This is a genomic window from Rhodococcus sp. As11, assembly GCF_048957735.1.
Lineage (GTDB): Bacteria > Actinomycetota > Actinomycetes > Mycobacteriales > Mycobacteriaceae > Rhodococcus > Rhodococcus gordoniae.
Genome location: NZ_JARDJE010000002.1, coordinates 233,540 through 258,999, shown reverse-complemented (window position 1 = coordinate 258,999; position 25,460 = coordinate 233,540). Strand labels below are relative to the sequence as shown.

Below are 25,460 nucleotides of genomic sequence, written 5' to 3'. Positions count from 1 at the left end.
GGGACGACGGTCCCGCGCCTGTGACAGCGCAACCGCGAGGCGTGCGCGGGGTCACCGGGTGCCGGTTTCGTCCTGGCTCGCGCGTCTGGCAGAATGGTTCGCTGTCGTCGCATCCGGTTACGTACCGCGCGGCGGTCACAGGTTGGTGGCAAAACCGGGCGTGCCAGAAGGGCGCGTCGTCCGAATTGCACGTGACACGCGCCTCGGCGCACCCCGAAGGAGAAACAGCAGTGGCTGTCAAGATCAAGCTCACCCGTCTCGGCAAGATCCGCAACCCGCAGTACCGCGTGGTCATCGCGGACTCGCGCACCCGTCGCAACGGCCGGGCGATCGAGACCATCGGCAAGTACCACCCGAAGGAAGAGCCCTCGCTGATCGAGATCGACTCGGAGCGTGCGCAGTACTGGCTGGCCGTCGGCGCGCAGCCGACCGAGCCGGTCCTCAACCTCCTCAAGATCACGGGTGACTGGCAGAAGTTCAAGGGTCTGCCGGGCGCCGAGGGCACCCTGAAGAAGGCGGAGGCCAAGCCGTCCAAGCTCGAGCTGTTCCAGGCTGCTCTCGCGCAGGCCGAGAACGAGCCGGCTGCCGAGGCCGTCACGCCCAAGAAGAAGAAGGCTGCCAAGGAAGAGTCCGCCGAGGCGTCCACCGAGGCCGAGTCCACCGAGGCCGCCGAGTAATGAGCGCCGTGGTCGCCGATGCCGTCGAGCATCTCGTTCGTGGAATCGTCGCCCATCCCGACGACGTCCGCGTCGACCTGATCGCGGGCCGTCGGGGCCGCACCGTCGAGGTGCACGTCAATCCCGACGACCTCGGCAAGGTCATCGGCCGGGGCGGTCGCACCGCGACCGCTCTGCGGACCCTCGTCACCGGAATCGGTGGCCGGGGTATCCGTGTCGACGTCGTCGACACCGACCGCTAGGCGAGCGTCGATGGAGCTCGTCGTGGGCCGTGTGGCCAAATCGCACGGCATTCGAGGCGAAGTCGTCGTCGAGGTTCGCACCGACGAACCCGAGGAGCGCTTCGCCGTCGGCACGGTCCTGCGCGGCCGCAAGCCTCGCGACAAGCACCTGCACGAGTACACAGTGGAAGCCGCCCGGGAACACTCCGGGCGGCTTCTGCTGCGCCTGCAGGGCATCGACGGTCGCGACGCGGCCGACGCAGTGCGCGGGGTGCTGTTCGTCGTCGACAGCGCCGATCTGCCTCCGTCCGACGATCCGGACGAGTTCTACGACCACGAACTCGAAGGCTTGACGGTGCGGATCGTCGCCGGTCGCCCCGACGGCGGCACCGAGATCGGCACCGTCCGCGAGGTCCTGCACACCGCGGCAGGCGAACTGCTGTCGATCCGTCCTGCCGGGCAGGAGCGCGGAGAGCTGCTGATCCCGTTCGTCACCGAGATCGTGCCGACGGTGTCGGTCCGCGAGGGTGTCATCGAGATCGATCCGCCCGACGGTCTGCTCGACCCCGATTTCGGCGAACCCCCGTCCAAGAAGAAGTCGAGCGAGGGGAAGCAGTAGTCCGTGCGGCTCGACGTCGTCACCATCTTTCCCGAATATCTCGAACCTCTGCGCGTCGCGCTGCTCGGCAAAGCGATCGACAAGGGGTTGATCTCCGTCGGTGTGCACAACCTGCGCGACTGGACGCACGACGTGCACAAGGCCGTCGACGATTCGCCCTACGGTGGCGGACCGGGCATGGTCATGAAACCCACGGTGTGGGGGCCGGCGCTCGACGACGTGCTGGCAGGTCCCGACGGCGAGACCGATCCCGAGGTGCTGCTCGTCGTTCCGACCCCCGCCGGTCGCCGCTTCGATCAGGCCACCGCGCAACGCTGGTCGCAGGAGAAGCGGATCGTCTTCGCGTGCGGACGGTACGAGGGTATCGATCAGCGCGTGTTCGACGATGCCGCGCGGCGCGTGCGCGTCGAGGAGGTGAGCATCGGCGACTACGTCCTCATCGGCGGTGAGGTCGCCGTGCTCGTCATGGTCGAGGCGGTCGTCCGGCTGCTGCCCGGTGTGCTCGGCAATCAGCAGTCGCACCAGGAGGATTCGTTCTCCGACGGGCTTCTCGAGGGCCCGAGCTACACCCGGCCGGCAGTGTGGCGCGATCTCGAGGTGCCGCCGGTGCTGATGTCCGGCGACCACGGCAAGGTCGCTCGCTGGCGCCACGAGCAGTCGCTGGAGCGCACCCGTGAGCGGCGCCCCGATCTGCTCCCGTCCGACGACTGACGCCGGATCGGTCCGCTCTCAGGGGCGATGGGCGGTTCCGAGGGTCGTCTCGACCGCCAGCGTGACCGTCTCGCGCGCGTGCTGCGCGCTGCCGTCGTCGGTCGCGTCGTAGAGCGCCGTGTCGGGCAGGAATCCCGTCTCGTACAAGGGATCCGACTCGTCGTAGGTGACGGCTTCCCGTGCGGCCACCACGACCACGAACCGGTGGTCGGCGCCGAGGAAACCCGTGGACAGATGGAGCCATTCACCGGCCAGGCAGCACATCCACCCCTGTTTCACGCCCAGATCGGTGGAGTCGCCGACGCCCTCGGGGAGCCCGAAGCTCTGGTCGTATCCGTCGACACCCTCGTCGGTGTACTCCGACAGGTGGCCGACGATCCGGGCAGCACTCTCCTCGCCCGACGCGCTGTCGCCGAGCAGATCGTCGTACCAGGTCAGTATGTCCGACGCCGTCGTGGTCGTGTTCCACCACCAGGACTCCGGGTCCGGGGGAGTCGTACCGGTCAGATTGTGCCGTTCCACGGCATGCTCGACGATCTCGGGACCGCCGTAGGCCTCCCACAGAACCGTCGCGGCGTTGTCGTCCGACGACCGCAGCATCGAACGGATCAATTCCCGGTCCTCGTCGGCGAGCGTCACCTCGCCCACCGCCTCGCGGTACAGGACCTCCTCGGCGATGAACAACTTCACCGTAGAGGCCGTCTCGAAGGGTTCGTCCGATCCGCCGACGACGCGGGTCCCGGATTCACGGTCGAGCACGGCGACGGTGAGGCGCGCTCCCCGGCTGTCGGCGAGCGCGACGGCGGCGTCGATCTGTCGGGGGAGCTCGGCCGTCGACAGCGAGACGTTGCGCTCGTCGAGACCGGCGTCCGCGATCGAGGCGAGGCCGAGCGCCTCGTGCGGGAGCGGATGGGGATCCATGGAATCGCAGCCGGATACGACCAGTGTGGCGGCCGTGCACAGCATCATCGCGCCCGATCGTGCGCGTCCGCGTGTGCGCTTCATGTCCGGTCCCTGCATTCCATTGTGCTGTGGACAATAGCGCCGGTCCACTCGGGATCCTGCAGGGACCCCATGCGGTCACGGGCGCGGGGCGCCCCGTGCGGTCACGGGCGCGGCCGGGGAAGGCAACTGTAGGGTCGTTCGACGTGACGACCCAACTCGACACCGTGAACCGGCGGATCGCCCAGGAACTCGACGTCCGCGAAGACCAGGTCGCTGCGGCCGTGGGTCTGCTCGACGGAGGTGCGACCGTGCCGTTCGTCGCGCGCTACCGCAAGGAGGCGACCGGCGGGCTCGACGACGCCCAGTTGCGCACCCTCGAGGAACGCCTCCGTTATCTGCGCGAACTCGACGAGCGCCGCACCGCGATCCTCGAGTCGATCGAGACGCAGGGCAAGCTCGACGACGCGCTGCGTGGCCAGATCATGCTCGCCGACACCAAGGCTCGGCTCGAGGACATCTACCTGCCGTTCAAGCCGAAGCGGCGTACCAAGGCGCAGATCGCCCGTGAGGCCGGTCACGAACCCGTCGCCGACGCGCTCATCGGTGATCCCACCACCGATCCCGCCGGGTACACGCCCGAGCAGCTCGACGGTGCGCGCGCCATCCTCGTCGAGCGTTTCGCCGAGGACGCCGATCTCGTCGGCGAACTGCGTGAGGCGATGTGGACGCGCGGCAAGGTGACCTCCACCGTGCGTTCCGGCAAGGAGATCGACGGCGCGAAGTTCTCCGACTACTTCGAGTTCTCCGAGCCGTTCACCCAGCTCCCCTCGCACCGCATCCTCGCCCTCCTGCGCGGGGAGAAGGAGGAGGTGCTCTCGTTGTCGCTCGATCCCGAGGCCGACGAGACCGTCCCCGGCGAACGTAGCTACTACGAGGGACGGATCGCCACCCGTTTCGGCATCGCCCACGAGGGGCGCCCCGCCGACACGTGGCTCCTCGACACCGTCCGGTGGGCATGGCGTACCAAGCTGCAGATGTCGCTCGCACTCGACATCCGGATGCGGCTGCGGCAGTCCGCGGAAAAGGACGCGGTCGACGTGTTCGCCGCGAACCTCAAGGATCTGTTGCTCGCTGCCCCGGCCGGCACCCGCCCGACGATGGGCCTCGACCCCGGTTACCGCACCGGGACGAAGGTCGCGGTCGTCGACGCGACCGGCAAGGTCGTCGACCACACCACCATCTATCCGCATCAGCCCCACAACAAGCGCGACGAGGCCCTCGCGGTGCTCGCCGCGTTGGTCGCGCGGCACGGTGTCGAACTGATCGCGATCGGCAACGGCACGGCGTCGCGTGAGACCGACGCTCTCGCGACCGAACTCGTCTCCCTGGCGAAGGTGCCCGGGCTGACCAAGATCGTGGTGTCGGAGGCGGGAGCGTCCGTCTACTCGGCCTCGGAGTACGCCACCAAGGAGCTTCCGGACCTCGACGTGTCCATCCGCGGTGCGGTCTCCATCGCGCGCCGCCTGCAGGACCCGCTCGCCGAACTCGTGAAGATCGACCCGAAGTCGATCGGTGTCGGCCAGTACCAGCACGACGTGTCCGAGACGATGCTCGCGCGGTCGCTCGGCGCGGTGGTCGAGGACGCGGTGAACGCCGTCGGTGTCGACGTCAACACCGCGTCGGTTCCGCTGCTGGCCCGCGTCTCCGGCATCACGGGTTCTCTGGCCGACAGCATCGTCGCCCACCGCGACCAGCACGGTCCGTTCCGTGCGCGGACCGCACTCGAGGACGTTCCGCGTCTCGGCCCCAAGGCCTTCGAGCAGTGCGCGGGCTTCCTGCGCATCCCCAGCGGCGACGATCCGCTCGACGCGTCCGCGGTGCACCCCGAGGCGTACCCCGTGGTGCGCCGGATCGTCGACCGGACCGGCAGCAGCGTCCGCGAACTCCTCGGCAACACCGCCACCCTGCGGAAGCTGCGGCCGGACGAATTCGCCGACGACCGCTTCGGTGTCCCGACCGTCACCGACATCATCTCCGAACTCGAGAAGCCCGGCCGCGACCCGCGTCCCGAGTTCAAGACCGCGACCTTCGCAGCCGGTGTCGAGAAGGTCGCCCACCTGAAGCCCGGCATGGTCCTCGAGGGCGTGGTCACCAATGTCGCGGCGTTCGGCGCGTTCGTCGACGTCGGAGTGCACCAGGACGGCCTCGTCCATGTCTCCGCGATGTCGCGCAGCTTCGTGAAGGATCCACACGACGTCGTCCGATCCGGCGAGGTCGTCAAGGTGAAGGTCCTCGAGGTCGACGTCGCCCGCCAACGCATCGGTCTGACACTGCGACTCGACGACGAGATCCCCGCGCCGGACGCCGAGAAATCCGGAGATCAGCCGCGCGGAGGTGCCCGGCGGTCAGCGAACCGGAGCGGTGGGAACCAGGGCAGCGGGCGGGGCCGGAACGGTCAGGGCAAGCGTGACCAGCAGGGCCGGGGCGGCGACCGCCGTTCGGCACCTGCCGCGTCCGGGTCGATGGCCGACGCGCTGCGACGCGCCGGTTTCGGCAACAACTGACCCGAATCACCGGGTCACTCCTGCAATGCTGTGGACATGAATCCACGGTGGCCGGGGTGATCCGGTGATGCTCGACTGGGTGCGGCGCGAGATCGTCGATCAGGGCCACCTGCCGCTGCTGGCCTTCTTGCTCGGCTTCGTGGCCGCGTTCGTCTTCATCCGGATCAGCGTGCGGTTGATCCGGGCACAGGTGCGCTGGTGGCCCGGCAACATCACCCCCGGTGGGCAGCACGTGCACCACGTGGTGTTCGGCGTCGTCACGATGGTGATCGCCGGCGGGGGACTGATCGCGATCTCCGAGGACTCGAACCGGGTCGCCGCCACGGTCCTCGCCGCGGTGTTCGGCATCGGCGCCGCACTGACCCTCGACGAGTTCGCGTTGATCTTCTATCTGAACGACGTGTACTGGGAAGAGCAGGGGCGGGTCTCCGTCGACGCCGTCTTCGTGGCGATCGCCGTGACCGGGATGTGGCTGCTCGGCCTGCGCCCGTTCGAACTGGGGGACGCCACGAACTTCGAGGACAGCGGTGACTGGGCCGAACGGGCCGGCCTCGTCGTGGCCGTGCTCGTGAACCTCCTCCTCGCCGCGATCGTCCTGGCGAAGGGCAAGATCTGGACCGGTCTGGTCGGGCTGTTCGTCGTTCCGCTCCTGTGGGTCGGGGCGATCCGGCTCTCCCTGCCGGGTGCCCCTTGGGCGCGTTGGCGGTACGGCGAGCGGTCGCGCCGGATGAGCCGGGCGCTCGAGCGCGAACGTCGAGTGCGACGTCCGGTGATCCGCGCCAAGATCTTCGTGCAGGACCTCGTCGCGGGGGCCCCGACGCTCGAGACCGTGCGGGGCAGTGTGGAGCACTCGCGTACCGCGACCGAGGCGGAACTGGACCGGCGGGTCCGTCCGGCCCCGCCGCCGATTTCTTCGATCGATGTTCCGTCTGGCACAATGGACGGGTTGCCCCGTTCGGGCACGCCTACCTGACCTGGGCACGAACCGGTCGAGCCCGCCACACGGCGGTCGCCGCCAGGTTCCTCTGCTCGAGCGAACAAGAGGATGAACAACCGATGAACACCCTGGACTTTCTGGACGCCAAGTCGCTGCGCAACGACATCCCGGACTTCCGTCCCGGCGACACTCTCGATGTGCACGTCAAGGTCATCGAGGGCAGCAAGGAGCGCGTGCAGGTCTTCAAGGGCGTCGTGATCCGGCGTCAGGGCGGCGGTGTCCGCGAGACCTTCACCGTCCGCAAGGTTTCCTTCGGCGTGGGCGTGGAGCGCACCTTCCCGGTGCACAGCCCCAACCTCGCCAAGATCGACGTGCTGACCCGTGGCGACGTCCGCCGTGCGAAGCTCTACTACCTGCGTGAGCTGCGCGGCAAGGCTGCCAAGATCAAGGAGAAGCGCTGATCTTCGGCCGCCGAGAAGCCCTTCGGGCTGCTCGGCGCGGCTCTCGAGCCACCCGATAGAGCATCCGACGACCCGGTCGGGACCCATGTCCCGGCCGGGTCGTCGTCTTTGCGGGGATGGTCCGTTACCGGGCGGCGGGGTCGACGGTCGTCCTCGGAGGTCCGCCCTGCGGCAGACGCTAGTCTGTCGAGGTGGCAGATTCCCCGCACGATCCGGCCGGACCGGACGTGAACCGCAACGACGTTCGAGGTTCGGCTCGGAGCGATCGAGCCGACGGTGCACACCACCGGCGCGAGGACCCCGCAGCGAACGACACCGCCCCGAAGGCGAAGAAACAGAAGTCCTTCTGGCGCGAGTTGCCGATCCTCATCGTCGTCGCTCTGGCCCTGAGCTTCCTGCTGCAGACCTTCGTGGCGAGGGTCTACCTCATTCCGTCCGAATCGATGGAGCCGACACTGCACGGCTGCCCGGGCTGCACCGGCGACCGCATCGTCGTCGAGAAGGTGGGATACCGCTTCACCGATCCCCGGCCCGGCGACGTCATCGTCTTCGAAGGACCCGACTCGTGGTCGTCGGGCTACGTGTCCACTCGTTCCGACAACGTCGTCGTGCGGGGACTGGAGGAAATCGGCTCCCTCGTGGGTGTCGTGCCCCCGGACGAGAACGATCTCGTCAAGCGCGTGATCGCGGTCGGTGGTCAGACGGTGGAGTGCTGCGACGACCAGGGTCGCGTCCTGGTCGACGGGGTGCCGCTCGACGAGCCGTACGTGACCATGGACTTCCCGTTCACACCGGGTGTCGTCACGTGCGAGACCGAGGTGCCTTCCGGGCGGTGCTTCGGACCCGTCACGGTTCCCGACGGGCACGTCTGGGTGATGGGCGACAACCGGAGCAACTCCGCCGACTCCCGTTACCACGTGGGCGACGAGCATCAAGGCGCCATCCCGCTCGAGAACGTCATCGGAAAAGCCCGCTTCATCGTGCTGCCTCCCGGCCGATGGGGCCTGATCGAATCACCGGAGATCCTGCCCTCGTGACTGCTTGGCCACCTCGCCCTGTGATCCGCCGATCCTCGGGACTGCGCACGATGGAGTCCGCGCTCGTGCGCTGCGGTCTCGGTCCGGTCGCGGGGGTCGACGAAGCCGGCCGCGGGGCCTGCGCGGGTCCGCTCGTCGTGGCCGCCTGTGTGCTCGGCGATCGGCCGCACGCCGCCCTCGACCGGCTCGACGACTCCAAGAAGCTCACCGAACGCACACGCGAGGAGCTGTACTCGGTCATCGTGCGACGCGCACCGGCGTGGAGCGTCGTGGTGATCCCGGCGACGGAGGTCGACGCGATCGGCATCCACGTCGCGAACATCGAGGGCATGCGACGGGCGGTCGCAGGCCTGTCGACTCCACCCGGTTACGTGCTCACCGACGGTTTCCGGGTGCCCGGACTGCCCGCTCCGTCCCTGCCGGTCATCGGGGGCGACGCGGCGGCCGCGTGTATCGCGGCGGCCAGCGTCCTGGCGAAGGTCACCCGAGACCGCATGATGGTCGAACTCGACCGCGAGGTACCGAAGTACGGCTTCGCGATACACAAGGGCTACAGCACACCGACGCACATGGCGGCGTTGGCCGAGCACGGCCCGTCGCCGCATCACCGGCGGTCGTGGGCCAATGTGCGCTCGGTGTGCGGAGTGCCCGCGGTGCGTCGCCGGTTGTTCGCCGATGACCCGGGTCGTCGCCCGTACACCGACGATGTCGGGCGTCGATTGTTCACCGACGAGGCGGATGCGGGATGATTGCAGGACACACCAGAGTGGGAGGACACCGAGACCGATGAGTGCCGAGGATCTCGAGAAGTATGAAACCGAGATGGAACTCTCGCTGTACAGGGAGTACCGGGACATCGTCGGTCAGTTCGCGTACGTCGTGGAGACCGAGCGCCGGTTCTACCTGGCGAACGCGGTCGAGTTGCTGCCGCACAACGCCAACGGCGAGGTGTACTTCGAAGTGCGCATGTCCGACGCCTGGGTGTGGGACATGTACCGTCCCGCACGCTTCGTCAAGCACGTCCGCGTGATCACGTTCAAGGACGTCAACATCGAAGAGCTCGACAAGCCCGAACTGAGACTGCCCGACAAGCTGGGCTGACGATCACGGGGATGGACCCGCGCCGAGCGGCCGCATCCTAACGGGGACGCCGGCACCGAGCGGTTCCCCACGACGTTCCGACTGCGGTTGTCCACAGGCACCGCACTCGTCCACAGATCCCGCGATCGCGCACTCGGCGGCCGAATCCGCGGACCCCGGTACCCCACAGTGAGGGTATGCAGGGGAGAAACAGGACAGGGCACAACCGGGATCTGGGCGCGCGAGGTGAGGATCTCGCCACGGAATACCTCGAATCGACCGGCATGGTCGTCCTCGAACGGAACTGGCGCAGCCGTTACGGCGAACTCGATCTGATCGTGCAGGACGGAGCGACCGTCGTCTTCGTCGAGGTCAAGACCCGCACGGGTACCGGTTACGGCACCCCGGCCGAAGCGGTGACGCCGGCGAAGGCCGAACGTATCCGCCGCCTCGCCGGACTGTGGCTGTCGGAACAGACGCGCCGCTGGTCGCATATCCGGGTCGACGTGGTGACCGTGCTGCTCGCGCGGGGCCGTGCGCCCGAGATCACCCACCGCAAGCAGGTCCTCTGATGGCGCTCGGGCGCGCCTGGTCGGTTGCGGTCTCCGGGATCGACGGACAGGTCGTCGAGATCGAAGCAGACATCGGGCGAGGTCTGCCCGGTGTGACGATGGTCGGGTTGCCCGACACCGCGCTTCAGGAATCGCGCGACCGGGTGCGCGCCGCCGTGTCGAACTCCGGGGCCGCGTGGCCGGATTCGAAGGTCGTCCTCGCGTTGTCGCCGGCCACCCTGCCGAAGGTCGGCAGTGTCTACGATCTCGGGCTGGCCTGCGCGGTGCTAGACGCCGCGGATGTCGTGCCGGCCGAGGCCGTCTCCCGGACGGTGCTGCTCGGCGAGCTCGCGCTCGACGGCCGGGTCCGCCCGGTGCGCGGTGTGCTGCCCGCCGTGCTCACGGCGAAGAGGCACGGCTGGTCGCGCGTGGTGGTGCCGGCCGCGACGATGACCGAAGCGGCGCTCGTGGACGGCATCGACGTCTACGGCGCCGAGACGCTGCGCGAGCTGGTGCTGTGGCTCCAGGGAGACGGTCCGCTCGAACGACCCGATCCGCGTGCCCTTCCGCCCCGTGCGGTGCGCGGCGACCTCAGCGAAGTGGTCGGCCAGCACGAGGCGCGCCGCGCGATCGAGGTCGCCGCGGCCGGGGCGCATCACCTGATGCTGACCGGTCCGCCCGGAATCGGGAAGACGATGCTCGCACAGCGTCTTCCGGGGATACTGCCGGACCTGAGCGAGAGTCATGCCCTCGAAGTGACGGCGATCCATTCGGTGGCGGGCACCCTCACCAGCGATCGCCCTCTGGTGACCGAACCGCCGTTCATCGCACCGCATCACACGGCGTCGGTGAGTTCCCTGATCGGAGGAGGAACGGGAATGGCGAAACCCGGCGCGGTGAGCCGGGCGCACCGCGGCGTGCTCTTCCTCGACGAGGTCGCCGAGATGGGAACGAAGGTCCTCGAAGCGCTGCGGACACCGCTCGAGGACGGGGAGGTGCGCATCGCCCGCCGGGACGGCGTCGCCCGATATCCGGCCCAGTTCCAGCTGATCCTCGCGGCCAATCCTTGTCCGTGCGCACCTCCACGCGATGCCGACTGCGTGTGTGCGCCGACCGCGCGCCGCCGCTATCTCGGACGCCTGTCCGGCCCCCTCCTCGACCGCGTCGACCTGCGCGTCCGGATGCAGGCCGTCGCGACGAGCGCACTGATGGGGGAGACCGGCGAGAGCACCGGCGAGGTGCGGGCGCGGGTCGCCCGGGCGAGAGCCGCAGCGGGTGAGCGGTGGGCCGAATACGGCTGGGCCACCAACGCCGAGGTTCCCGGTCCGGCCCTGCGCCAGAAGTTCCGGCTCCCGCGTGCCGCCCTCGAACCGGTCGAATGGGCGCTGCGCAAGGGCGCGATCACCGCCCGCGGGGCGGATCGGGCACTGCGGGTCGCGTGGACACTGAGCGACCTCGAGGGTTCGGATTCGCCGTCGGCGACGCATGTCGCCGCCGCACTCGACTTCCGGGATCGAGGTGTCGCGTGAACGAGAAGCCGGACGAACGCCGCTTGGCCTGGGCATATCTGTCCACCGTCGCGCAGGGTGCGTCGCGGTCGTTGTCGGCGGCGGTCGATGCCCGGGGAGTGGTCGAGGTGGCGGCCTCGATCCGCTCGGGTTCGACCCCCGACGAGCTCTCGGCGCGGTACTCGGTTCGGGCGCATCTCGATACCGCGGCCCGGGATCTCGAGCGTCTGGGGCGGGCCGGAGGGCGGCTGGTGACGCCGGACGACGACGAATGGCCCGCGTGGCAGATGCTCGGCTTCGGCACCCTCGACACCGCGACCGACGCCGAGGGGCCACCCCTCGCACTGTGGGTATGGGGGAGCCGGCGGCTCGACGAACTGGCCGAACGCGCGATCGGCGTCGTCGGAACCCGCGCCGCGAGTGGTTACGGTGAACACGTCACCGCGGAGATCGCCGGGGATCTCGCCGCCGATGGGTGGACGGTCGTGTCCGGGGCCGCCTTCGGCGTCGACGCGGCTGCGCATCGCGCGGCGCTCGGGGTGGGCGGCACCACCGTCGCGATCCTGGCGTGCGGTGTCGACCGGGCGTATCCGGCGGCACATACGACGATGCTGCGGCAGATCTCCGAGTCCGGACTGGTGGTCAGCGAGTATCCGCCGGGGACGACCCCCGCTCGGTACCGGTTCCTGGCCCGGAACCGGCTGATCGCGGCCCTGTCGGCCGGCACCGTGGTCGTCGAAGCGGGGTGGCGCAGTGGTGCGCGCAACACCGCGGCGTGGGCGAGACGACTCGGCCGACCGGTCATGGCGGTGCCCGGACCGGTCACCTCGGCGGCCTCACAGGGATGTCACCGCATGATCAGGGAAGGAGAAGCCCGCCTGGTGGGCGTGGCGCGCGACGTCGTCGAGGAGTGCGGTCCGCTGATGGCGGGCGGGGACGACGACCGCGACGGCCTGTTCCGCCGCGAGCTGGACGGACTGTCGGGCGACATGGCACTGGTCTACGAGGCGCTTCCGGCGTCGAACGTCAGTGATCCGGCGATGGTGGCCGAGTCGGCGGGGCTGCCGATCGAGCGGGTGCGGGCAGCACTGCCCCTGCTCGAACTCGACGGACTGGTGGAGACCACGGACGGAGGATGGCGGCGGACGTGACCGGTGCCCCGAGCGTCGATCACTCGGTAGAGGTGCCCGCCGTCGGCTCGTCGTCGACGTACCAGGCGCGGTCGTCGCGGTTCCACTTCACCGCGCCGCGATGTGCCTTGCGGAACTCCTTGAGGACTGCCCGGTCGATCGACGGGTGGCCGTTGTCGTTGACGTAGATCCAGTCGGAGCCGAACTTGGCGTCGATCGCGTCGACCATGTCGGTCTGGGTGACCCTGCGTTCGGTGGTGATGATGTCGGTCATCCAGGTGGCGATGTCGGCCGCGGTGGTGCTCATGTTCTCGAGCCTAGAGCGTCGCCGATCGTGACGTCCCCGCCGCACCCCGCCGCAGAGTACGGTGGCGCAGTAATAGGTAACCCTAATTTGGAGGTCCGGTGGCTCCGAAAGCGCCCGCATCGACGACACTCACGGTCCTGCGGACCGAGACGATCGGCGAGCATTTCGTTCGTGTCGTGCTCGGTGGGGACGGATTCGGCGAGTTCCCCGCCCGCCCGGAGACCGACAGTTACGTGAAGATCGAGTTGGCGGCAGGGGACGAGACCGTCGTCCGCACCTATACCGTCCGGCGCGTCGACCCCGACGCCCGGGAGATCTGGATCGACTTCGTCGTCCACGGCGACGAGGGTGTCGCGGGACCGTGGGCTCGATCGGTGCAGCCGGGCACGCAGGTCGTGGTGCGGGGTCCCGGCGCGGGTTACCGGCCCGATCGCTCCGCCGACTTCCATCTGCTCGCCGGCGACGAGACCGCGCTCCCCGCGATCGCGGTTGCGCTCGAGGATCTTCCGGCCGATGCGAGGGGAGCGGTCTTCCTGGAGGTCATCGGGCCCGGCGACGAACTGAAACTCGATGCCCCGGCGGGGGTGGACGTCACGTGGCTCCATCGCGGTGTCGCGGCCGGTGACGCCGGTGCCGACCTGATCGACGGCAACTCGCCGCTCGTCGCCGCGGTGAAGGCCTTGCCCTGGCCGGGCGGCGACGTGCAGGTCTTCGTGCACGGTGAGGCCGAGGCCGTCATGAAGCACATCCGGCCGTACCTGCGGAAGGAACGGGCCGTACCGCCGGCACGCGCGTCGATCTCGGGTTACTGGCGTCGCGGACGCACCGAGGAGGGCTTCCGAGTGTGGAAGAGCGAACTGGCGGCCGTCGAGAGCAACTGACGGCCGGCGGTTCGCGTCAGCTCGAGGACTCGCGCGCCGGCACCGCGGCCGAGTCACGCGCCAGCACCGCAGCGGAGGCAAGCGCGAGTCCCGAGCAGATCACGATGGCGACGGCCATCGGGATACCGGTGCCTTCGCCGCCGAGCCCGACGAGGGGGGAGACCACGGCGGCGAGACCGAACTGGGAGGCACCGATCACGGCGGAGCCCGTACCGGCCGCCTTCGGGACCTGCGACTGGGCCAGCGCGGTGGCGTTGCCCAGCGTCAGGCCCATCATGCTGATCGCGACGAACAGCAGCGGCAGGATCAGCGCCGCGACGTAGCCGACGACGACCATCGTCAGCAGCAGCAGGGTGCCCGCCGTGAACATGGTGGTCACACCGAAGAGCAGCAGTGTCCGCACCTCGAACCGGCCGATGAGGCGGGTGTTGACGGCGTTGGCCAGCACGAGACCGGCCGAGTTCACGGCGAAGACCATCGAGAACTGGCCGGGGCTCAGACCGAGGATGTTCTGCGTGACGAACGGCGACGCCGAGATGTACGAGAACATCGCGCCGAAGCCCAGGGCCATGGCGGCGGCGTAACCCACGAAGCGTCGCTGCCGGAGGACGTACCCGAAGTTGCCGGCCATCGTCTTCAGGCCGCCGCTGTGCCGTTTCTCCGGCGGAAGGGTCTCCGGGACGAACGCGAAGGCGCCGGCGGCCATCAGGACTGCCAGGCCCGTGAGCACCCAGAAGATGCCGCGCCACCCGATCGGATCCAGCAGCACCCCGCCGAGAAGCGGCGCGGCGACGGGTGCGATGCCGCCGATGATCATCATCAGGCTGAACAACTTCGCCGCCTGATTGCCCCGGGCCCGGTCGGCGATCACCGCGCGGGCGAGAACGATGCCGGTGCCGCCGCTGAATCCCTGGATGAGACGCGCCGCGATCAGAATCTCGACGGTGGGCGCCATCGCGCAGATCGCGCTGCTGACCGCGAGGACGATCGTGCCTGCGAGGATCAGCCGTCGCCGGCCCCAGCCGTCCGAGAGCGGACCGACGAGCAACTGACCGAGTCCGAGCCCCGCCATGAAGGTCGTGAGGGTGAGCTGAACGCCGACGGTCGAACTGCCCAGGCTCTCCGCCATGACGGGAAGTCCCGGAAGGTACATGTCCGTGGCGAGCGGCGCGATCGCCGACAGCAACGCCAGGGCGCACAACATCGGTACCGGGATCGTTTTGTTCACGAAAACACCTTAGTCGGCGCGGGTCGTTGCACCCGGAGCCGTCGTGCCGCACGGTGGACGCATGCGAGGTGACAGTTCCGACATGCTCCCGGCGACACTGGCCGTGCATCTCGACGACTTCGTCGACCATCTCCGCTTCGAAGGCAACCGCTCGGAACACACGATCCGCGCCTATCGGACCGATATCCGCTCGCTTCTGCAGCACCTCGCCGACCGGCACCCGGAGGCGCGCATCACCGACCTCGACCTCGATCTGCTGCGCTCGTGGCTCGCCGGGATGGTGACAGGGGGCGCGGCGCGCGCCACGCTCGCGCGGCGCACGTCGTCGGCACGCGTCTTCACCGCATGGCTCGAGCGCACCCGGCGTCTCGACACCGACCCGGCGACGCGCCTCGTCTCGCCGCGCCCGCACCGGTCGCTGCCCGCGGTACTCCGCGACGATCAGGCGCTGGAGATCATGGAGGCCGCGAAATCCGGTGCGCGCGAACTCGATCCTGTCGCCCTGCGGGATCGCCTGATCGTCGAGCTGCTCTACGCGACCGGAATCCGGGTCGGGGAACTCTGCGCTGTCGACATCGACGATGTGGACGCCGAGCGCCGAGTCGTCCGGGTCCTCGGCAAGGGCGACAAGGAACGGATCGTCCCCTACGGAGCTCCCGCGGCGGATGCGATCGACGCGTGGCTGCGTCACGGACGCCCGCACCTCGTGCACCCGTCGTCGGGTGCGGCGCTGCTGCTGGGCAAACGTGGCGGGCGGATAGATCAGCGGCAGGTCCGGTCCGTGGTGCACGAGGCCGTCTCGTCGGTGCCCGGCGCACCCGATCTCGCGCCGCACGGCCTGCGGCACAGCGCTGCCACGCACCTGCTCGAAGGGGGAGCGGACCTGCGCGTGGTCCAGGAGGTGCTGGGACATTCGAGTCTGGCCACCACGCAGCTCTACACACACGTCTCGGTGGCCCGCCTGCGCGCCGCGCACGATCAGGCCCATCCCCGCGCCTGATCGGCTGCCGACGAACCCTCCCGGTTTGATAGCGTGCGCCGGCACCATCGAATCGGGGGAACAGATGAGACGCAACGATCCGAGTCCTGCCGTGCCCGCCTGGCTGCAGGACCCACCGGAATCCGAGACCGACTCCGCGCGTCGCGGCTTCCGCCGCGCGGGCCGGGGCGCCGAGGCATCCGGCCCTTCGGCTCCGCCCGGCGACGGTGCGTCCGCTCCGGTTCCCTCCGCTCCGCTCGGGATGACGGCATCCGTACCGCTCGGCATGGCGCTGCGGCCCCGGATCACCACGGACGAGAGTTCCGTGCAGGAAGTGTCGGAGCCGGTGGCCGCACCGGCCCCCGCATGCCCGGAATCCGCCGAGACGATCCTGGGCGAGGTGGCCGAACGCGAGTCGGGTTCCGATCCCGCGTCGGTGGAACCGGAATCCGTTTCCGCCGATCCGGCAGCCGAGGGGGTGGCGTCAGGGCCCGGAACCGGGGAGCCGGCACCGGAGGTGCCGGTCCGGGAGACCGCAGAGCCCGACCCCGTGTCCGTCGGTCCTCGTCCGGTACCGATGCTCGATCCCGTCTCACCGCCGACGGACACCGCGGCCGACGACTCGCAGTACGCGGCGCAGCACTTCGACCATCGACCGTCGAACATCGACCTCGCGTCGGGAGTGCTCGTCCGCCGGTCGCGACGTCCGTCGGGGCGGTGGCGGGAGAGTGTCGGCAGACTCACCGGGGGCAGACTCGACGGCGGAAGCAGCGAGCGCCGCGAGGAACTCGTCGCCCGGATCCGCCAGCCGATTCCGGGCGACTACCGGATCGCGGTGCTGTCCTTGAAAGGTGGGGTGGGAAAGACCACAACCACCGTCGGGCTGGGATCGACGTTCGCCTCGTTGCGTGGCGACTGCGTCATCGCCGTCGATGCGAATCCGGACTTCGGCACCCTCGCCCAACGGATTCCGCAGCAGACCACGTCGACGGTGCGGGATCTGCTCGCGAATGCGTCGGGGATCCGCCGGTACTCGGATGTGCGCGCCTACACCTCGCAGGCGCCGAGCCGACTCGAAGTGCTTGCGAGCGAACGTGATCCCGCTGCGTCGGAAGCGTTCAGCGAGGAGGACTACCGCCGCGTCGTCGACATCCTGCAGGTCTACTACAACGTCATCGTCACCGATTGCGGAACCGGGATCATGCACTCGGTCATGCGCGGAGTGCTGGACCTGGCGAACACCCTCGTGCTCGTCGCGTCGCCGGCGGTCGACGCGGCGCGCAGTGCTGCCGCGACACTCGACTGGCTACAGGCGCACGGCTTCTCCGCGCTGGTCGAACGGACGGTCGTGGTCGTCAGTTCTCCCCGGCCGGGTTCGGCGAGCATCGACATGGACGCGTTGACCGCGCACTTCCTCGCTCGCTGCCGCGCGGTGAAGGTGATTCCGTTCGACGAGCATCTTGCCGAGGGCGCCGAGATCGATCTCGATCGGCTCCGGCCCGCGACCCGGACCGCGTTCGTCGAATTGGCCGCGATGGTCGCCGACGACTTCCCCGCCCTCTCGGGCCGGCACGCGGTGCACCAGCCGGGTCGGCGCACGGGGCACTGACCGTCTCATACGGGCAGCAGCCGGATCACCGGACGCTGCACGAGGGGGAGCGGATCGAGGTAGTCGGCGCGTCCGCGGCGCAGCCCCCAGTGCAGACATGCGGGGGAGACGCATCCTTCGTGGCCGGCGGCGACGGTGCCGATGGGATCGCCTCTCGTCACCCGGCGACCGGCGGTGACCGAGGCGTCGACGGGTTCGTAGGTGGTGCGCAGACCGCCCTCGTGATCGATGGAGACCACGGGCTTGCCCGCCACGGTGCCGGCGAACGCGACGACGCCGTCACCGGCGGCCACGACGGTCTGTCCCGCGTGTGCGTCGAGGTCGACGCCGCGGTGTCCGGGGAGCCAGTTCTGCTCGGGAAGATCGAACTGTCTGCTCACCGCGGGACGCGGATCGAGCGGCCAGACGAACCGTCCGGGGTCGGCGGAGGCGGTGCCCGGGACGACGACGGGTGCGGCGAGCGCACCGAGCGGGACGAGCGCGGCGATCGCGACGGGGAGCATCCGCAGGGGAGCGGCAAGGGCCATGTCGCCAGCCTCGTGAATCGGAGTCCTCCGCACCAGTAGGTCGTCGCGATCTGGGGACAACCCGGATCTCTCCACAGCCTCGGTGCCTCCCGGTTAGGGATCCGCGCCCGCTCCGCGTACACTTGTCGGGCGGTCTGTATACGCAGATCGACTTCGCGCGTCCGCGCATCGGTACCGACCCGTTTTCTCCGGGCCGCACCGGAAATGACCGTCGCCGGTCCCGCAAGGGTTCGACGGGCATGTGGACGCCAGGGCGGAGATCGCAAGATCCACCGCGGAAACCGACACGAAAGAGAGAAACAGGCATGCCTGTTGTGACTATGCGGCAGCTGCTCGACAGCGGCGCCCACTTCGGACACCAGACCCGTCGCTGGAACCCGAAGATGAAGCGGTTCATCTTCACCGACCGCAACGGCATCTACATCATCGACCTGCAGCAGACCCTGACGTACATCGACAAGGCGTACGAGTTCGTCAAGGAGACCGTCGCCCACGGTGGAACCGTGCTGTTCGTCGGCACCAAGAAGCAGGCGCAGGAATCCATCGCCGAAGAGGCCACCCGCGTGGGCATGCCCTACGTGAACCAGCGCTGGCTCGGCGGCATGCTCACCAACTTCTCGACCGTCCACAAGCGCCTGCAGCGCCTGAAGGAGCTCGAGTCGATGGAGCAGACCGGCGGCTTCGAGGGACGCACCAAGAAGGAAATCCTCATGCTCACGCGTGAGAAGAACAAGCTGGAGCGCACCCTCGGCGGCATCCGCGACATGGCGAAGGTTCCGTCGGCGATCTGGGTCGTCGACACCAACAAGGAGCACATCGCCGTCGGTGAGGCCCGCAAGCTGAACATCCCGGTCATCGCGATCCTCGACACCAACTGCGATCCGGACCTCGTCGACTACCCGATCCCGGGTAACGACGACGCGATCCGCTCCGCGGCGCTGCTGACCAAGGTCGTCGCTTCCGCAGTCGCCGAGGGCCTGCAGGCCCGCGCCGGCAAGAGCGGCGACGCCGAGGCCAAGCCCGAGGCCGGCGCCGAGCCGCTCGCCGAGTGGGAGCAGGAACTGCTCGCGCAGGCCACCCCCGCCGCAGACGCCGAGGCGCCCGCAGCGGACGCAGCCCCCGCCGCAGACGCAGCCCCCGAGGCCTGATTCGTTGCCCGGCCCCGACCGCTCGATCGAAAGATCATGGTCGGGGCCGTCGCATCGCAGCCCGAGCCCGTCCGCGTGCCGAGGCTGCGCCCCGAGACTTTTCCACCACAGACACAGGAGGCTCGCTTCCATGGCGAACTACACCGCCGCCGACGTCAAGCGTCTCCGTGAGCTCACCGGCTCCGGAATGCTGGACTGCAAGAACGCGCTCGCCGACAACGACGGCGACTTCGACAAGGCCGTCGAGCAGCTGCGCATCAAGGGTGCCAAGGACGTGGGCAAGCGCGCCGAGCGCTCCACCGCCGAGGGCCTCGTCGTCGCCAAGGACGGCGTTCTGGTCGAGCTGAACTCCGAGACCGACTTCGTCGCCAAGAACGACGAGTTCCAGGCTCTCGCCGACAAGGTCGTCACCGCTGCCGCGCAGGCCCGCTCGAACGACGTCGAGGCACTCAAGGCCGTCGAGGCCGACGGCAAGACCGTCGACACCCTCGTCCAGGAGCTGTCCGCGAAGATCGGCGAGAAGCTCGAACTGCGTCGCGTCGCGGCGTTCGAGGGCCAGACCGCCGTCTACCTGCACAAGCGTGCTTCGGACCTGCCGCCGTCGGTCGGCGTGCTCGTCGAGTACACCGGTGAGGGCGACGCTGCTGCCGAGGCCGCTCGCGGTGCCGCGATGCAGATCGCCGCGCTGAAGGCCAAGTACGTCAGCCGCGACGAGGTTCCCGAGGAGGTCGTCGCCAACGAGCGTCGTATCGCCGAGGAGACCGCCAAGGCCGAGGGCAAGCCGGAGCAGGCCCTGCCGAAGATCGTCGAAGGCCGTGTCAACGGTTACTTCAAGGACGTCGTCCTGCTCGAGCAGGCGTCCGTGACGGACTCGAAGAAGACCGTCAAGGCGATCCTCGACGAGGCCGGTGCGACCGTCACCCGCTTCGTGCGTTTCGAGGTCGGCGCCAGCTAGTTCTTCCACTCCTCGACCCCGTCGGTTCACAACCGGCGGGGTCGAGGTGTGTCGGGCCATGCCGCCTCGGGCCCGGAGGCGCCCGCGCGTGTCGCGCGGTGACAGGTGTGGCGTGTCGATCCGCCCGATCTCGGTTCCCCAGGGTGGATGAGGCAGGATGGTAAGGGCCGATTCATGTGCAACCAGAGGAGAGTCATGTCCGACCACGCCCACGATCGGCCCGGATTCCGCCGGGTACTGCTCAAGCTCGGCGGCGAGATGTTCGGCGGTGGCAAGGTCGGACTCGACCCGGATGTGGTGACGACGGTGGCCCAGCAGATCGCAGAGGTCGTGCGCGGGGGCGCCGAGGTCGCGGTCGTGATCGGTGGCGGCAACTTCTTCCGCGGCGCCGAACTTCAGCAGCGTGGTCTCGAGCGTGCGCGGTCCGATTACATGGGCATGCTCGGCACGGTCATGAATTCCCTTGCGCTGCAGGACTTCCTGGAGAAGGAAGGCATCGATACCCGCGTGCAGACGGCGATCACGATGGGGCAGGTCGCGGAGCCTTACCTGCCGCTGCGTGCGCGCCGGCACCTCGAGAAGGGGCGCGTGGTCATCTTCGGTGCAGGCATGGGTATGCCGTACTTCTCCACCGACACCACCGCCGCGCAGCGTGCCCTCGAGATCGGCGCCGAGGTCGTCCTCATGGCGAAGGCCGTGGACGGCGTCTACTCCGACGACCCGCGCACCAACCCCGATGCGGTGCTGTTCGAGGAGATCACCCATCGCGAGGTCATCGAACAGGGCCTCAAGGTCGCCGACGCGACCGCCTTCAGCCTGTGCATGGACAACGCCATGCCGATCATGGTCTTCAATCTGCTGACCAAGGGCAATATCGCTCGAGCCATCGCCGGTGAGAAGATCGGAACACTCGTACGGTCATGAACGGACAACGGAACATGGAGGAACTGCCGTGATCGATGAAGCCCTCTTCGAAGCCGAAGAGAAGATGGAGAAAGCCGTCACGGTGGCCCGGGACGATCTGGCCGGCATTCGGACCGGTCGGGCGAACCCGGGCATGTTCAACCGCATCGTCGTCGACTACTACGGTGCTCCCACGCCGATCACGCAGATCGCCAGCATCAATGTTCCCGAAGCGCGCATGGTCATCGTCAAGCCGTACGAGGCCTCGCAGCTGAACGCGATCGAGACCGCGATCCGCAACTCCGATCTCGGGGTCAACCCCTCCAACGACGGCAACATCATCCGCATCTCGGTCCCGCAGCTCACCGAGGAGCGTCGCCGCGAACTCGTCAAGCAGGCCAGAGCCAAGGGCGAGGACGCCAAGGTGGCGGTGCGCAACGTCCGCCGCAAGGCGATGGAGGAACTCGGCCGCATCCAGAAGGACGGCGAAGCCGGTGAGGACGACGTGAACCGTGCCGAGAAGGAGCTCGACAAGACGACCGCGAAGTACGTCGGTCAGATCGACGAGTTGATGAAGCACAAGGAAGCCGAACTGATGGAGGTCTGACAGTGGGCCGAGCCGACGGGTCCTCCGACCCGCAGCTTCCACTCGGTGCCGGAGCCGACTCCGGTGCCACCCCTGCAGACCCGGCACCGGCGACCGACCCCGGGTCGGAGCCGGTCGAGAAGCCGTCGCGGGCCGGACGTGACCTTCCCGCCGCCTTCGCGGTCGGCGGTGGTCTGGGTGCGCTCGTCATCGGGATCCTGCTGTTCGCCCCGACGGCCTGGCTCGCGGTGGTCGCGGCCGCGATCGGTATCGCGACCTGGGAGGTCACCAAGCGTCTGCGCGAGGCGGACGTGCTCGTCCCCAGACTGCCGTTGCTGGCCGGTGGCCAGGCGATGATCTGGCTCGGGTGGCCGTACGGCACAACGGGTGTGCTGGGCGCGTTCGCGGGCACGGTCGTGGTGACGATGCTGTGGCGTCTGTTCGATCACGGCCTCGTCGCGCAGCCACGCAACTACCTGCGCGACACCGCGGTTGCGGTCTTCGTCGCCGCCTGGCTGCCGCTGCTCGCGTCCGTCGCGACCCTCATGGTCCTCCAGGATCAGGGCGCCCAGCGTGTGTTCTGCCTGATGCTCGTGTGCGTCGCGTCGGACATCGGTGGTTACGCGGCCGGCGTGCTGTTCGGCAAGCACCCGATGGTGCCCGCGATCAGCCCGAAGAAGTCCTGGGAGGGATTCGGCGGGTCGCTCGCGGCGTGTATCGCCACCGGCGTCCTCACCGTCGTCTTCCTGCTGGACGGACCGTGGTGGGTCGGTGTACTGCTCGGTGCGGTGCTCGCCCTTACCGCCACAGCCGGCGACCTGATCGAGTCGCAGGTCAAACGCGATCTCGGAATCAAGGACATGGGCACCCTGCTGCCCGGCCACGGCGGCATCATGGACCGGCTCGATTCGATCCTGCCGTCGGCCTTCGTCACCTGGCTGATCCTGACGGCCTTCGTGTAGCCCGGCCGATGGTGCGTTCGTCGAAGCTCCGTACGCCGACGTCGGGTGGCGGTGTGATCGCCAGCCCCAACATCTGGCACTGGCCCGAGGTGTACGAGGAGGAGAACCGCGCGCAGGACCCCCGTGGCGCCGTGTACGCGGCGCTGCGGCAGGTCGCGGACTGGACCGGTCGCGACGTCGTCGACGTCGGGTGCGGGTCGGGTTTCCACCTTCCGATGTTCGCGGCCGACGCGCGCACGGTGACCGGGATCGAACCGCATCCGCCGCTGGTCGCTGCGGCACGCGCCCGCGTGCGCGATCTTCCTTCGGTCACCGTGGCGGAAGGTTCCGCCGCCGACATGCCTGTGCCCGATGCCTCGGTGGACCTCGTCCACGCCCGCACCGCCTACTTCTTCGGTCCCGGTTGCGGTGCCGGCATCCTCGAGGCGATGCGCGTGCTGCGTCCGGGTGGCGCGCTCGCCGTCGTCGACCTCGACGCCACCGCTCACCCCTACGGCGACTGGATGCGAGACGACCTGCCGCACTACGACCCGGCGGCGGTCGAAAGGTTCTTCGACGCCCAGGGCTTCGACCTGCGCCGGATCGACACGCAATGGGAGTTCCCGGACCGTGCGACGCTGGGGCGCGTGCTCGGCATCGAGTTCGGACCTCGAGTCGCGGCCCGGGCGATCCGGGAGACACCCGGCACGACGCTCACCGTCCGCTACCGGCTGCACGTGCGCCGCAGACCCGCCCGCCTCGAACTCCGCTGAGCCGCGCCCCTCAGCGCGACCGGCCGATGCCGAACATTCTCGCGAGTTCGGTGATCTTCTTCGCCTTCGCGAGATTCGGCAGGTCGCTGCCGTCGCGAACGTTGCGGCCGTCCTCGCCCAGCCGATCGATCACGCCCTCCGCCCAGTCGACATCCGTGGTGTTCGGGCTCAGCGCGACGTTCGCGTACGACGCGCGCTCGGCCGTCATGCACAGCTTGCCGGTCATCCCCATCGAGCGGGTCAGCTCGGCTTCGCGTTCGAGCACGTCGGGATCGTCGCTGAGGGTGGGGCCGTCGATGGGTCCGGGCAGGCGCGCGGCGCGGCTCGTGATGACCAGTCGCGACCGGGCGTACGCCATCGCCATCGGGCTGTCGCTCATACCGGTGTCGCGCCGGAAGTCGCCGCTGCCGAAGACCAGGCGGAAGGTGCCCTCGGCCCGGGCGATCTCGGGAGCCGCCTCCAGACCCATCGCCGACTCGATCAGCACCAGGATGCGGGTGCCCTCCGGCAGACGGTCGGCGGTGGCCTCGACCTGGTGACCGCTCTCGGCCTTGGCGAGCATCACGCCCCGGAGGCCGGGGACCCCGGAGAGCGCGGCGAGATCGTCGGTCCAGAACGACGTGGTGGCGTCGTTGATGCGCACCCAGGCCTGCCCGCCACCGCGAAGCCACGCGACGACGTCGTCGCGTGCCGCCGGCTTGGCCGGGGCCGGCACCGCGTCTTCGAGGTCGAGCACCACCGCATCGGCCGGAGAGCCGGCGGCGGCGTCGAAGAGTTCGGGGGAGCGGCCCGGAACGAGCAGCCACGAGCGTGCGACTTCGGGAGCGACGAGACCGGTCATGATGTCCATCCTCCCGCATTCCCACTCCGGCGCCGGGCGACTCGGAGTGTGCGGAACCGATCGGGACCGATCCCGGACGGGAAGAAACATCACGGCCCCCGAAGGGGGCGAGCATCACAGCGACACCGCGACCCATCCGTCCCGGATCATGGGACAATGGGTGATTATGGCTTCTTCTCTGCCCCTGGTCTTCGATGCGCCCAAGCGTGGTCTGCCGCCGCGCCATCTTGCCGACCTCGACGCAGATCAGCGTCGCGACGCGGTGCGCGAACTGGGGCTGCCGGCCTTCCGTGCCGACCAGCTCGCCCGGCAGTACTACGGACGGCTCGAGGCGGATCCGGCGAAGATGACCGATCTTCCCGCCGCCGTCCGCGACAAGGTGGGGGAGTCGCTGTTCCCGCCTCTGCTCAGCGCGGTCAAGCACATCGCGTGCGACGGAGGGGAGACCCGCAAGACGTTGTGGCGCGCGCACGACGGCACCCTTCTCGAGAGCGTGCTCATGCGGTATCCCGACCGCGCCACGCTGTGCATCTCGAGCCAGGCGGGGTGCGGCATGGCGTGCCCGTTCTGCGCGACAGGCCAGGGCGGCCTCGACCGGAACCTGTCCACGGCGGAGATCGTCGATCAGGTGCGTGCGGCTGCTGCGGCGCTGCGCGACGGTGACGTCGCCGGCGGACCCGGACGGCTGTCGAACGTCGTGTTCATGGGCATGGGGGAGCCGCTCGCGAACTACAAGCGGGTGGTCGCGGCGGTGCGCCGCATCACCTCACCTGCCCCCGAAGGGCTCGGCCTGTCGCAGCGCTCGGTCACCGTCTCCACCGTGGGACTGGCACCGGCCATCCGGCGCCTCGCCGACGAAGGTCTGAGCGTCACCCTCGCGGTGTCGCTGCACACCCCGGACGACGAACTGCGCGACACCCTCGTCCCCGTCAACAACAGGTGGTCGGTCGCCGAGGTTCTCGAGGCGGCGCGGTACTACGCCGACAAGACCGGCCGGCGCGTCTCGATCGAGTACGCCCTCATCCGCGACGTCAACGACCAGCCGTGGCGCGCCGACATGCTCGGCAAGAAGCTCCACAAGGCGCTCGGGTCGCTCGTGCACGTCAACTTGATCCCACTGAACCCCACACCGGGCAGCGAGTGGGACGCCAGCCCGAAGGACGTCGAACGCGAATTCGTGCGGCGCGTGCAGGCCCAGGGCGTGTCGTGCACCGTGCGCGACACGCGTGGCCAGGAGATCGCGGCAGCCTGCGGGCAGCTCGCCGCCGAAGGCTGAGGCGGCACCGAAGACACGACGGGGCTCGTCCGGAGAATTCCGGACGGGCCCCGAACGTTCGTGGA

The 25,460-nt window shown here is 69.1% G+C and carries 28 protein-coding genes; 23 read left to right on the top strand and 5 right to left on the bottom strand.

The window, feature by feature from the left end; translation table 11 throughout:
* Positions 1-230 precede the first annotated feature (230 nt).
* The 4 genes from rpsP to trmD are packed head-to-tail and all read left to right on the top strand — an operon-like array spanning position 231 to position 2,228.
* Positions 231-677: a 30S ribosomal protein S16 gene (gene rpsP, locus PV766_RS03650; protein ID WP_064063365.1), complete on the top strand. Its 447-nt coding sequence runs from the start codon at positions 231-233 to the stop codon at positions 675-677.
* Positions 677-919 carry an RNA-binding protein gene (locus PV766_RS03645; RefSeq protein ID WP_006550954.1) on the top strand — a complete coding sequence of 81 codons (243 nt, stop codon included), beginning with the start codon at positions 677-679 and terminating at the stop codon, positions 917-919. The genes rpsP and PV766_RS03645 overlap by 1 nt, the downstream gene beginning before the upstream one ends.
* Before the next feature lie 10 nt (positions 920-929).
* On the top strand, positions 930-1,517 hold the full coding sequence (gene rimM, locus PV766_RS03640) for a ribosome maturation factor RimM (RefSeq protein WP_255162672.1): 588 nt from the start codon (positions 930-932) through the stop codon (positions 1,515-1,517).
* A 3-nt stretch (positions 1,518-1,520) separates the two neighbouring features.
* Complete coding sequence (gene trmD / locus PV766_RS03635) at positions 1,521-2,228, top strand: tRNA (guanosine(37)-N1)-methyltransferase TrmD (RefSeq protein WP_016932814.1); 708 nt, start codon at positions 1,521-1,523, stop codon at positions 2,226-2,228.
* 18 nt (positions 2,229-2,246) lie between these two features.
* Here the strand turns inward: trmD and PV766_RS03630 are convergent, their stop codons facing one another.
* On the bottom strand, positions 2,247-3,233 hold the full coding sequence (locus PV766_RS03630; protein ID WP_421096416.1) for a hypothetical protein: 987 nt from the start codon (positions 3,231-3,233) through the stop codon (positions 2,247-2,249).
* Between the two features lie 143 nt (positions 3,234-3,376).
* Here PV766_RS03630 and PV766_RS03625 point away from each other — a divergent pair, with 143 nt between their 5' ends.
* From PV766_RS03625 to dprA, 9 genes are all read left to right on the top strand, one after another.
* Positions 3,377-5,737, top strand: a complete 2,361-nt coding sequence (locus tag PV766_RS03625; protein ID WP_421096415.1) for a Tex family protein — start codon at positions 3,377-3,379, stop codon at positions 5,735-5,737.
* 67 nt (positions 5,738-5,804) lie between these two features.
* Positions 5,805-6,710, top strand: coding sequence for a hypothetical protein (locus PV766_RS03620; protein WP_421096489.1), 906 nt, complete (start codon positions 5,805-5,807; stop codon positions 6,708-6,710).
* 83 nt (positions 6,711-6,793) lie between these two features.
* On the top strand, positions 6,794-7,135 hold the full coding sequence (rplS, locus tag PV766_RS03615) for a 50S ribosomal protein L19 (RefSeq protein WP_016933840.1): 342 nt from the start codon (positions 6,794-6,796) through the stop codon (positions 7,133-7,135).
* Between the two features lie 227 nt (positions 7,136-7,362).
* Positions 7,363-8,172, top strand: a complete 810-nt coding sequence (gene lepB / locus PV766_RS03610; RefSeq protein ID WP_064063406.1) for a signal peptidase I — start codon at positions 7,363-7,365, stop codon at positions 8,170-8,172.
* Complete coding sequence (locus PV766_RS03605) at positions 8,169-8,921, top strand: ribonuclease HII (RefSeq protein ID WP_421096414.1); 753 nt, start codon at positions 8,169-8,171, stop codon at positions 8,919-8,921. Before lepB ends, PV766_RS03605 begins: the two co-directional genes overlap by 4 nt.
* Before the next feature lie 37 nt (positions 8,922-8,958).
* Positions 8,959-9,273: a DUF2469 domain-containing protein gene (locus PV766_RS03600; RefSeq protein ID WP_006550963.1), complete on the top strand. Its 315-nt coding sequence runs from the start codon at positions 8,959-8,961 to the stop codon at positions 9,271-9,273.
* A 176-nt stretch (positions 9,274-9,449) separates the two neighbouring features.
* The gene (locus tag PV766_RS03595) at positions 9,450-9,824 is read left to right on the top strand and encodes a YraN family protein (protein WP_129976586.1); all 375 of its coding nucleotides are present in this window, start codon (positions 9,450-9,452) and stop codon (positions 9,822-9,824) included.
* Positions 9,824-11,332 (top strand): YifB family Mg chelatase-like AAA ATPase, encoded by a 1,509-nt coding sequence (locus PV766_RS03590; protein ID WP_421096413.1) that lies wholly within the window; start codon positions 9,824-9,826, stop codon positions 11,330-11,332. The genes PV766_RS03595 and PV766_RS03590 overlap by 1 nt, the downstream gene beginning before the upstream one ends.
* Complete coding sequence (gene dprA / locus PV766_RS03585; RefSeq protein ID WP_421096412.1) at positions 11,329-12,462, top strand: DNA-processing protein DprA; 1,134 nt, start codon at positions 11,329-11,331, stop codon at positions 12,460-12,462. Before PV766_RS03590 ends, dprA begins: the two co-directional genes overlap by 4 nt.
* Before the next feature lie 19 nt (positions 12,463-12,481).
* On the opposite strand, the gene PV766_RS03580 is transcribed toward dprA, so the two are convergent.
* On the bottom strand, positions 12,482-12,748 hold the full coding sequence (locus PV766_RS03580) for a DUF6953 family protein (protein WP_016933846.1): 267 nt from the start codon (positions 12,746-12,748) through the stop codon (positions 12,482-12,484).
* Positions 12,749-12,846: 98 nt separating this feature from the next.
* Between PV766_RS03580 and PV766_RS03575 the strand changes: the two genes are divergently transcribed.
* Positions 12,847-13,629, top strand: a complete 783-nt coding sequence (locus PV766_RS03575; protein ID WP_421096411.1) for a siderophore-interacting protein — start codon at positions 12,847-12,849, stop codon at positions 13,627-13,629.
* A gap of 16 nt (positions 13,630-13,645) precedes the next feature.
* Here the strand turns inward: PV766_RS03575 and PV766_RS03570 are convergent, their stop codons facing one another.
* Complete coding sequence (locus tag PV766_RS03570) at positions 13,646-14,833, bottom strand: multidrug effflux MFS transporter (RefSeq protein ID WP_421096488.1); 1,188 nt, start codon at positions 14,831-14,833, stop codon at positions 13,646-13,648.
* Positions 14,834-14,918: 85 nt separating this feature from the next.
* Between PV766_RS03570 and PV766_RS03565 the strand changes: the two genes are divergently transcribed.
* A complete protein-coding gene (locus tag PV766_RS03565) occupies positions 14,919-15,857 on the top strand; it encodes a tyrosine recombinase XerC (RefSeq protein WP_064063374.1) in 939 nt (312 codons plus the stop codon).
* Positions 15,858-15,921: 64 nt separating this feature from the next.
* Positions 15,922-17,445 carry an AAA family ATPase gene (locus tag PV766_RS03560; RefSeq protein ID WP_421096410.1) on the top strand — a complete coding sequence of 508 codons (1,524 nt, stop codon included), beginning with the start codon at positions 15,922-15,924 and terminating at the stop codon, positions 17,443-17,445.
* 5 nt (positions 17,446-17,450) lie between these two features.
* On the opposite strand, the gene PV766_RS03555 is transcribed toward PV766_RS03560, so the two are convergent.
* A complete protein-coding gene (locus PV766_RS03555) occupies positions 17,451-17,972 on the bottom strand; it encodes a M23 family metallopeptidase (protein ID WP_421096409.1) in 522 nt (173 codons plus the stop codon).
* 305 nt (positions 17,973-18,277) lie between these two features.
* Between PV766_RS03555 and rpsB the strand changes: the two genes are divergently transcribed.
* From rpsB to PV766_RS03525, 6 genes are all read left to right on the top strand, one after another.
* The gene (gene rpsB, locus PV766_RS03550) at positions 18,278-19,120 is read left to right on the top strand and encodes a 30S ribosomal protein S2 (protein ID WP_026003585.1); all 843 of its coding nucleotides are present in this window, start codon (positions 18,278-18,280) and stop codon (positions 19,118-19,120) included.
* 130 nt (positions 19,121-19,250) lie between these two features.
* Positions 19,251-20,075 (top strand): translation elongation factor Ts, encoded by an 825-nt coding sequence (tsf, locus tag PV766_RS03545; RefSeq protein WP_064063377.1) that lies wholly within the window; start codon positions 19,251-19,253, stop codon positions 20,073-20,075.
* 195 nt (positions 20,076-20,270) lie between these two features.
* Positions 20,271-20,999, top strand: coding sequence for a UMP kinase (gene pyrH, locus PV766_RS03540; RefSeq protein WP_006550976.1), 729 nt, complete (start codon positions 20,271-20,273; stop codon positions 20,997-20,999).
* A gap of 28 nt (positions 21,000-21,027) precedes the next feature.
* Positions 21,028-21,585 (top strand): ribosome recycling factor, encoded by a 558-nt coding sequence (gene frr / locus PV766_RS03535; RefSeq protein ID WP_016935508.1) that lies wholly within the window; start codon positions 21,028-21,030, stop codon positions 21,583-21,585.
* A 2-nt stretch (positions 21,586-21,587) separates the two neighbouring features.
* Positions 21,588-22,526 (top strand): phosphatidate cytidylyltransferase, encoded by a 939-nt coding sequence (locus PV766_RS03530; RefSeq protein ID WP_421096408.1) that lies wholly within the window; start codon positions 21,588-21,590, stop codon positions 22,524-22,526.
* 8 nt (positions 22,527-22,534) lie between these two features.
* The gene (locus PV766_RS03525; protein WP_421096407.1) at positions 22,535-23,278 is read left to right on the top strand and encodes a class I SAM-dependent methyltransferase; all 744 of its coding nucleotides are present in this window, start codon (positions 22,535-22,537) and stop codon (positions 23,276-23,278) included.
* A 10-nt stretch (positions 23,279-23,288) separates the two neighbouring features.
* Here the strand turns inward: PV766_RS03525 and PV766_RS03520 are convergent, their stop codons facing one another.
* Complete coding sequence (locus tag PV766_RS03520; RefSeq protein ID WP_129976594.1) at positions 23,289-24,128, bottom strand: HpcH/HpaI aldolase/citrate lyase family protein; 840 nt, start codon at positions 24,126-24,128, stop codon at positions 23,289-23,291.
* A gap of 157 nt (positions 24,129-24,285) precedes the next feature.
* Here PV766_RS03520 and rlmN point away from each other — a divergent pair, with 157 nt between their 5' ends.
* On the top strand, positions 24,286-25,395 hold the full coding sequence (gene rlmN / locus PV766_RS03515) for a 23S rRNA (adenine(2503)-C(2))-methyltransferase RlmN (protein WP_064061626.1): 1,110 nt from the start codon (positions 24,286-24,288) through the stop codon (positions 25,393-25,395).
* Positions 25,396-25,460 lie beyond the last annotated feature (65 nt).